The 7166-nt window shown below is 54.8% G+C and carries 10 protein-coding genes and 1 other annotated feature; of the genes, 9 read left to right on the top strand and 1 reads right to left on the bottom strand.

Annotated features, from left to right (window positions below):
• Positions 1-634, top strand: a 634-nt coding sequence (locus NA624_RS10120; protein WP_281782225.1) for a tetratricopeptide repeat protein, incomplete at its 5' end; no start/stop codon positions are given.
• Positions 635-755: 121 nt separating this feature from the next.
• Positions 756-1982 (top strand): DUF3748 domain-containing protein, encoded by a 1227-nt coding sequence (locus NA624_RS10115; protein ID WP_000809941.1) that lies wholly within the window; start codon positions 756-758, stop codon positions 1980-1982.
• A gap of 1 nt (position 1983) precedes the next feature.
• Here NA624_RS10115 and NA624_RS10110 read toward each other — a convergent pair whose 3' ends face one another.
• Complete coding sequence (locus tag NA624_RS10110) at positions 1984-2316, bottom strand: YceK/YidQ family lipoprotein (RefSeq protein ID WP_001543704.1); 333 nt, start codon at positions 2314-2316, stop codon at positions 1984-1986.
• Positions 2317-2558: 242 nt separating this feature from the next.
• Positions 2559-2632 (top strand) — a sequence feature (ROSE (Repression Of Heat Shock gene Expression) occurs in the 5'-region of heat shock genes and acts as an RNA thermometer to modulate expression.).
• Here NA624_RS10110 and ibpA point away from each other — a divergent pair.
• The 7 genes from ibpA to NA624_RS10075 all read left to right on the top strand — a co-directional run bounded on the left by ibpA (position 2626) and on the right by NA624_RS10075 (position 7097).
• Entirely contained in the window at positions 2626-3039 is a 414-nt protein-coding gene (gene ibpA, locus NA624_RS10105) for a small heat shock chaperone IbpA (protein ID WP_001532742.1), read from the top strand. It overlaps the preceding feature by 7 nt.
• Positions 3040-3148: 109 nt before the next feature.
• Positions 3149-3577, top strand: coding sequence for a small heat shock chaperone IbpB (gene ibpB, locus NA624_RS10100; RefSeq protein ID WP_001246919.1), 429 nt, complete (start codon positions 3149-3151; stop codon positions 3575-3577).
• Between the two features lie 188 nt (positions 3578-3765).
• A complete protein-coding gene (locus NA624_RS10095) occupies positions 3766-5427 on the top strand; it encodes a putative transporter (protein ID WP_001279793.1) in 1662 nt (553 codons plus the stop codon).
• A 6-nt stretch (positions 5428-5433) separates the two neighbouring features.
• Positions 5434-5751: a hypothetical protein gene (locus NA624_RS10090; protein ID WP_162094114.1), complete on the top strand. Its 318-nt coding sequence runs from the start codon at positions 5434-5436 to the stop codon at positions 5749-5751.
• 119 nt (positions 5752-5870) lie between these two features.
• Positions 5871-6218 carry a YidH family protein gene (locus NA624_RS10085; RefSeq protein WP_000703964.1) on the top strand — a complete coding sequence of 116 codons (348 nt, stop codon included), beginning with the start codon at positions 5871-5873 and terminating at the stop codon, positions 6216-6218.
• A complete protein-coding gene (locus tag NA624_RS10080; protein ID WP_001113454.1) occupies positions 6208-6570 on the top strand; it encodes a DUF202 domain-containing protein in 363 nt (120 codons plus the stop codon). Before NA624_RS10085 ends, NA624_RS10080 begins: the two co-directional genes overlap by 11 nt.
• Positions 6567-7097: a radical SAM protein gene (locus NA624_RS10075; protein WP_000147831.1), complete on the top strand. Its 531-nt coding sequence runs from the start codon at positions 6567-6569 to the stop codon at positions 7095-7097. The genes NA624_RS10080 and NA624_RS10075 overlap by 4 nt, the downstream gene beginning before the upstream one ends.
• Positions 7098-7166 lie beyond the last annotated feature (69 nt).

Raw genomic sequence — 7166 nt, 5'->3', positions numbered from 1 at the left:
GCTGCCGGCGGACACCCCGGTTTGCGGCGCGCGCGCCGGGTGGGGCGTTTACGTGCCGGGGGCCGTCATTGCGCTGGCGGTCGGCGCCGGCAGCTACGCCCTGACCGGCAGCTATCAGCAGGTCAGGGTCTGGCAGCAGGCAACGGCGCAGACGCCGGGACTGCTGGCGCGGGCGCTGGACCCGCAGGCGCAGCCGCTGAATGAGGAGGAGATGGCGCGGCTGGCGCTGGGGCTGCGTACCCGCCTGCAGAATGATGCCGGCAATGTTGAGGGCTGGCTCATGCTGGGGCGCACCGGTATGGTACTGGGTAATGCCGGTACCGCCACCGGGGCGTATGCGAACGCCTACCGCCTGGACCCGGAAAACCGCGATGCGGCGCTGGGCTACGCGGAGGCGCTGACGCGCTCGTCCGACCCGGAGGATAACCGCCGCGGCGGGGAGCTGCTGCGCCGGCTGGTGAGCCGTGACCACACGGATATCCGGGTGTTAAGCCTGTATGCGTTCAGCGCCTTTGAGCAGCAGCGTTTTGGCGAGGCGGTGGCGGCCTGGGAGATGATGCTGAAGCTGCTGCCGGCGGGTGACGCCCGGCGGGCGGTGATAGAGCGCAGTATCCGGCTGGCGCAGGAGAAATAATGCCCTGACGGCCCGGTGGCGTGGCGCCATCGGGCCTGGCTATCTCAACGATACGCTAAAGCCTGAAAGTGAAGCCCGTGTGAAGTATGATGGCGAGCATCGTCTCTTATCAGGACATCCTATGAAACAAATCACCTTTACGCCGCGCCATCACCAGCTTACCAACACCAATACCTGGACACCTGACAGCCAGTGGCTGGTCTTTGATGTACGGCCTTCAGGCGCGTCATTTACGGGCAAGACCATTGAGCGTGTCAATGTGCATACCGGCGACGTGGAGGTGATTTATCGCGCCGTGCAGGGCGCGCATGTCGGCGTGGTGACGGTGCATCCTGCCGACAATCACTATGTGTTTATTCATGGCCCTGAAAACCCTGATGAGACGTGGCATTACGATTTCCACCACCGTCGGGGCGTTATTGCAACGCCGGGGGGCGTGACTAACCTCGATGCGATGGATATTACTGCGCCGTATACTCCCGGCGCGCTGCGCGGCGGCAGCCACGTCCATGTATTTAGCCCGAACGGCGAGCTGGTGAGTTTTACCTATAATGACCACGTTCTGCATGAGCGAGATCCGGCGCTGGATCTGCGTAATGTCGGCGTGGCCGTGCCGTATGGGCCGGTTACGGTGCCGGTTCAGCATCCGCGCGAATACAGCGGTAGCCACTGGTGCGTACTGGTTAGCCGCACGACGCCTGCGCCGAGACCTGGCAGCGATGACATTAACCGCGCCTATGAAGAGGGCTGGGTGGGCAACCGCCAGATCGCCTTTATTGGCGATACGCTGTCGCTGACGGGCAAAAAAGTCCCGGAGCTGTTTATTGTCGATTTACCGTGTCATGAAAACGGCTGGAAACAGGCAGGCGACACGCCGCTGACGGGAACCGAATCAACGATGCCATCGCCGCCGTTGGGCGTAGTTCAGCGGCGTCTTACCTTTACTCACCAGCGTGTTTACCCTGGGCTCACTAACGAACCACGCCACTGGGTCCGCAGTAATCCGCAGGCGACGGCGATCGCCTTTTTGATGCGGGACGATAACGGCGTAGCGCAACTGTGGCTGATATCGCCGCAGGGAGGCGAGCCCCGGCAGTTAACGCATCATGCGACCGGCGTACAGTCAGCGTTTAACTGGCATCCGTCGGGTAAATGGCTGGGACTGGTGCTGGAAAATCGGATTGCCTGCTGCGACGCACAAAGTGGGAGGATCGACTTCTTAACCGCCAGGCACGACAACCCGCCGTCTGCGGACGCCGTCGTTTTTTCACCGGATGGGCGACACGTCGCATGGATGGAAGAGGTGAAAGGGTTCCGTCAGCTATGGGTGACGGAAACCGGGCGATAGATCAGGGAGGAGGCATCTTCGCCGGGGGGATGACGGCATTGGTCATTTTCGTCTCCTCCTCGCTTTTCTCTACGCGCGATCTTACCGAACTGTCTTTGCGGAAGATGTCCCACGGCAGAAGGATCGTATCCATCACGGCGGTAAACGGCATATCCAGGATAGCCAACGATTTGGTGCCCCAGTTTGTCTCATCGTTACCGATCATCGTAGCGCTGGCGCGCGTGCCAGGATAAGTACCCTCTTTACCGCCGGTGTGCGACATGACGCTTGAACAACCGCCTAATAAAAGCATCCCATTCCATATTATCAGCGTTAACAACACGTTTTTTATCATCACTCATTCATCTGTTGGTTGTCGTTATTTGCATGATGAGTTATAGCGATCCGTTGCTAAAAATAACATCACCAGTACGCGGCACTGTGGCAGTAATCGCACTTTAACAATCAGTGCTGTCCCAACCAGTCTATGCAATAGCCAATAAACTGCAAAAAAAAGTCGGATTAAAATACTTGAAAAGTACGTATTCAGACCCATTTATAAGACGTAGTGAATAGAAGGGCACGCCTGATGGGTGTTCTGGCAATCCTGGCCTGTCCATGATGGAAGGTCTGACATTCTCGCTGATTTCAGGAGTTTATGATTATGCGTAACTTTGATTTATCCCCGCTGTACCGTTCTGCCATTGGTTTTGACCGTCTGTTTAACCTGCTTGAAAATAACCAAAGCCAAAGTAATGGCGGCTACCCTCCGTACAACGTTGAGCTGGTAGACGAAAACCACTACCGCATCGCCATTGCCGTTGCCGGTTTCGCGGAAAGCGAACTGGAGATTACTGCCCAGGATAATTTACTGGTGGTAAAAGGCGCTCATGCGGACGAGCAGAAAGAACGTACTTACCTGTATCAGGGCATTGCCGAGCGTAACTTTGAACGTAAGTTCCAGTTAGCGGAGAACATTCACGTTCGCGGCGCAAACCTGGTCAACGGGCTGCTGTATATCGAACTGGAGCGCGTGATTCCGGAAGCGAACAAACCGCGCCGTATCGAAATTAACTGATTCCGTCGGGTCGCGTTGCGCGGCCTGTCATCCCATGCTCGCCGTCAGGGAGCATATTCGCACGTAAAGTGTGAAGGCAAAAACTCGCTTCTTAGAAGGAGAAATGATTATGCGTAACTACGATTTATCCCCACTGCTGCGTCAATGGATCGGTTTTGACAAGCTGGCCAATGCGCTGCAAAACAGCGGCGAAAGCCAGAGCTTCCCGCCCTATAACATCGAAAAAAGCGACGATAACCATTATCGCATTACCTTAGCGTTAGCCGGTTTCCGTCAGGAAGATCTGGATATTCAACTGGAAGGCACGCGCCTGACGGTGAAAGGCACGCCGGAACAGCCGGAAAACGAGCCCAAATGGTTACATCAGGGCCTGGTCATGCAGCCTTTTAGCCTGAGCTTTACGCTGGCTGAGAATATGGAAGTTTCCGGCGCGACGTTTACCAACGGCCTGCTGCATATTGATTTAACCCGCAACGAGCCGGAAACCATTGCGCCGCAGCGTATCGCCATTAACGAACGCTCCGCATTAAATAGCTAATGAGCTCCTTGCCTTGCCCCGCCAGAGATGGCGGGGCTTTTTTGTGCCACGAAAAAGGGTAAGACGCTGCCGAAGTCAGGACGTCTGGGCGGTTTTGTAACATGAGAATGTGCGCCATGCTGTATATATGCCTTAACGGTTCAGTCATAATCCCTATAAATTGAAATGTTACTCACAGGGAAGAAAAGATGAGTGATATCGCATTGACGGTCAGCGTTCTGGCGTTGGTGGCGGTTGTCGGTTTATGGATCGGCAACATTAAAGTGCGCGGTGTCGGCTTTGGTATTGGCGGTGTGTTGTTCGGCGGTATTATCGTCGGCCACTTCGTCGATCAGGCTGGGGTGACGCTGAGCGGCGATATGCTGCACTTTATCCAGGAATTCGGCCTGATCCTTTTTGTTTATACCATCGGCATACAGGTGGGGCCGGGGTTTTTCGCCTCGCTGCGCGTTTCCGGGCTGCGTCTCAATCTGTTTGCTGTTTTGATTGTGATTATGGGCGGGTTGGTCACCGCGATTCTGCATAAAATTTTCGCTATTCCGCTGCCAGTGGTGCTGGGGATTTTCTCCGGCGCAGTCACCAATACGCCTGCGTTAGGGGCGGGTCAGCAAATCCTGCGCGATCTGGGAACGCCAGTGGATCTGGTAGATCAGATGGGGATGAGCTATGCGATGGCGTATCCGTTTGGCATCTGCGGTATTTTGCTCACCATGTGGCTGATGCGGCTGATTTTTCGCGTTAACGTCGAGGCAGAGGCGCAGAAGCACGAATCCTCTCTCGCTAACGGTCATTCATTAATTCAAACAATGAATATCCGTGTCGAGAATCCGAACCTCAATAATATGGCTATTCAGGATGTGCCGATCCTGAACAGCGATAAAATCATTTGCTCACGCCTGAAACGCGACGACACGCTGATGGTGCCGTCGCCGGGGACGATTATCCAGGCAGGCGACCTGCTGCACCTCGTCGGCCAATCTACCGACCTGCATAACGCGCAACTGGTGATCGGCAAGGAAGTGGACACCTCGTTGTCGACGCGCGGCACGGATTTACGCGTCGAGCGTGTGGTCGTCACCAACGAAAAAGTGCTCGGCAAACGTATCCGCGATTTGCACTTTAAAGAGCGTTATGACGTGGTTATCTCCCGTCTTAACCGCGCGGGCGTTGAGCTGGTCGCCAGTAGTGACGCCAGCCTGCAGTTTGGCGACATTCTCAATCTGGTGGGGCGTCCAGCCTCGATTGATGCGGTAGCCAATGTGGTCGGCAACGCGCAACAAAAACTCCAGCAGGTGCAGATGCTGCCGGTGTTTATCGGCATCGGATTAGGGGTTCTGCTTGGGTCAATCCCGTTGTTTGTGCCGGGATTCCCGGTCGCGTTAAAACTGGGGCTGGCCGGCGGGCCGCTGATCATGGCGCTCATTTTGGGGCGTATCGGCAGCATCGGTAAGCTGTACTGGTTTATGCCGCCGAGCGCCAACCTCGCGCTGCGTGAGTTAGGCATCGTTTTGTTTTTGGCGGTCGTTGGGCTGAAATCCGGCGGCGATTTTGTCGATACGCTGACGCAGGGTGAAGGATTAAGCTGGATTGGCTATGGTATTTTCATCACCGCTATTCCGCTGATTACCGTCGGTTTGCTGGCGCGGATTTTTGCCAAAATGAACTATCTGACGCTGTGCGGGATGCTGGCCGGTTCGATGACCGATCCGCCAGCGCTGGCATTTGCCAACAATCTTCATGCCACCAGCGGCGCGGCGGCGCTCTCTTACGCGACCGTCTATCCGTTAGTGATGTTCCTGCGTATTATCACGCCACAACTGCTGGCGGTGATTTTTTGGGGAATGGGTTAGCGCCTGATGGCGCGTTGCTTATCCAGCCTACGCACTGTGTTAAATCCAGGCTGGATAACGCGCGCCGCACCGGTCACACTTCTGCTCTTCTTCTTATATCCTTCCTCAATGAACGTGCTAATCAGCGTAATGGCAACGAGCATAATTCCATTTTATTTCAGTTTGTTATCAATCTTTTTCGCCTTTTTTTTCGTCGCGACGGGTGGTTTTTCAGCTTTTAATTCGGCAATAATGCCTTTCCTGGCGGTGGCGTTGAAAAAGGTCGCAACTGAAATGAAAAATAGCGGCAATGAGCGTGGTTGCGCCAAAACGCATCACCAGTGAACTACAGTTATTTTGCAATAAGATTCCCTTGCTGCGGGATAATGTGAAGCATATCAGCAACAACGTGAGTGGTATTCTGAAAACGAACGGGAATACATAAGAACGTAAAAGGAGTCGTCATGAAGATTTCCCGCCTCGGAGAAGCGCCGGATTATCGCTTCTCACTGGCAAATGAGCGCACCTTTCTGGCGTGGATTCGCACCTCGCTGGGATTTCTGGCGGCAGGCGTCGGTCTTGATCAGCTCGCCCCGGATTTTGCCACGCCGGTGATCCGTGAACTGCTGGCGCTACTGTTGTGTCTGTTTGCGGGCGGCCTGGCGATTTATGGCTATCTACGCTGGTTACGTAATGAAAAAGCGATGCGTCTGAAAGAGGATTTGCCTTATACCCATAGCCTGTTGATCATCAGCGTTATTTTGATGATTGTCGCGGTGATAGTGATGGGGCTGGTACTGTATGCCGGATAGTCGTAAAGCCCGTCGGCAGAACGATCCGGGGCTGCAACCGGAACGTACCTCGCTGGCCTGGTTTCGCACGCTGCTGGGATACGGGGCGTTAATGGCGTTAGCCGTCAGGCACCACTGGCATCAGGCGGGGTTCTTGTTCTGGGTGTCGATCAGCGTTCTGGCGATAGTGGCGGTGATTCTTTGGCGTTATACCCTGAGTCGTAATTTGATGGATGTCGCGCATAGCGATTTTTCCGAAACTCATGTCGTGCGTGACAAATTTTTGATCTCCCTCGCGGTGTTGTCGCTCGCAATCCTGTTTGCTGTTACCCATATTCGCCAACTTATTGCATTTATCGGGAACTTTATATGACAGGACGTCAGGACATTGTCGTGAGTGATGACCAGATTCAGGTCGTCGTAAATCGCCAGAATAGCCAGCGCCCTCAGCAACTGTACCGTAACTTACAACGGCTCGGCATTCGCAATGTCCATTTTATCCCATTGTTGGAGCATGACCGGAACGGAATGTTGACCGAGGATTCATTGTGTTCAGCAGACTGGGGGCGGTTTTTAAATAGCGTATTTGATATTTGGGTACGTGAAGATATTCAGCGTATCTCGGTTCGCCTTTTTGATGAGACGCTACAGCAGTGGTGCGGCGGCAGGAATGGCGCTGAAGCGCCGGACAAGGCGCCGCTAAGCGCTGAATGTCAGAAGTGCTCTTTATTACGATTTTGCGGCGGCGGATGCCCTGAGCATCGGGATAGCCAGGGGAAAAACCGGCTTTGCGAGGGCTACCAGACCTTTTTTAACTACTCCTCGCCGCATATGCGGGTGATGCGGGATTTACTGAAACAGCATCGCTCGCCGGAGGAGTTGATGGCGATGCTGCGTTAGCGTCGTAAGCCTGATAAGCGTAGCGCCATCAGGCGATGGCGTGCCGGATGGCGCTGCCGTCTTTCCGGC

Origin of the sequence: Salmonella sp. NW38 (assembly GCF_051807745.1) — a bacterium.
Taxonomy (GTDB): Bacteria; Pseudomonadota; Gammaproteobacteria; order Enterobacterales; family Enterobacteriaceae; genus Salmonella; species Salmonella enterica.
The sequence above is the reverse complement of the archived record's forward strand: the minus strand, read 5'-3'. Positions and strand labels throughout refer to the sequence as shown.

Coding starts and splice junctions, on each gene's coding strand:
- NA624_RS10115 (WP_000809941.1), top strand. CDS start 756: ATGAAACAAATCACCTTTACGCCGCGCCATCACCAGCTTACCAACACC.
- NA624_RS10110 (WP_001543704.1), bottom strand. CDS start 2,316: ATGATAAAAAACGTGTTGTTAACGCTGATAATATGGAATGGGATGCTT.
- ibpA (WP_001532742.1), top strand. CDS start 2,626: ATGCGTAACTTTGATTTATCCCCGCTGTACCGTTCTGCCATTGGTTTT.
- ibpB (WP_001246919.1), top strand. CDS start 3,149: ATGCGTAACTACGATTTATCCCCACTGCTGCGTCAATGGATCGGTTTT.
- NA624_RS10095 (WP_001279793.1), top strand. CDS start 3,766: ATGAGTGATATCGCATTGACGGTCAGCGTTCTGGCGTTGGTGGCGGTT.
- NA624_RS10090 (WP_162094114.1), top strand. CDS start 5,434: ATGGCGCGTTGCTTATCCAGCCTACGCACTGTGTTAAATCCAGGCTGG.
- NA624_RS10085 (WP_000703964.1), top strand. CDS start 5,871: ATGAAGATTTCCCGCCTCGGAGAAGCGCCGGATTATCGCTTCTCACTG.
- NA624_RS10080 (WP_001113454.1), top strand. CDS start 6,208: ATGCCGGATAGTCGTAAAGCCCGTCGGCAGAACGATCCGGGGCTGCAA.
- NA624_RS10075 (WP_000147831.1), top strand. CDS start 6,567: ATGACAGGACGTCAGGACATTGTCGTGAGTGATGACCAGATTCAGGTC.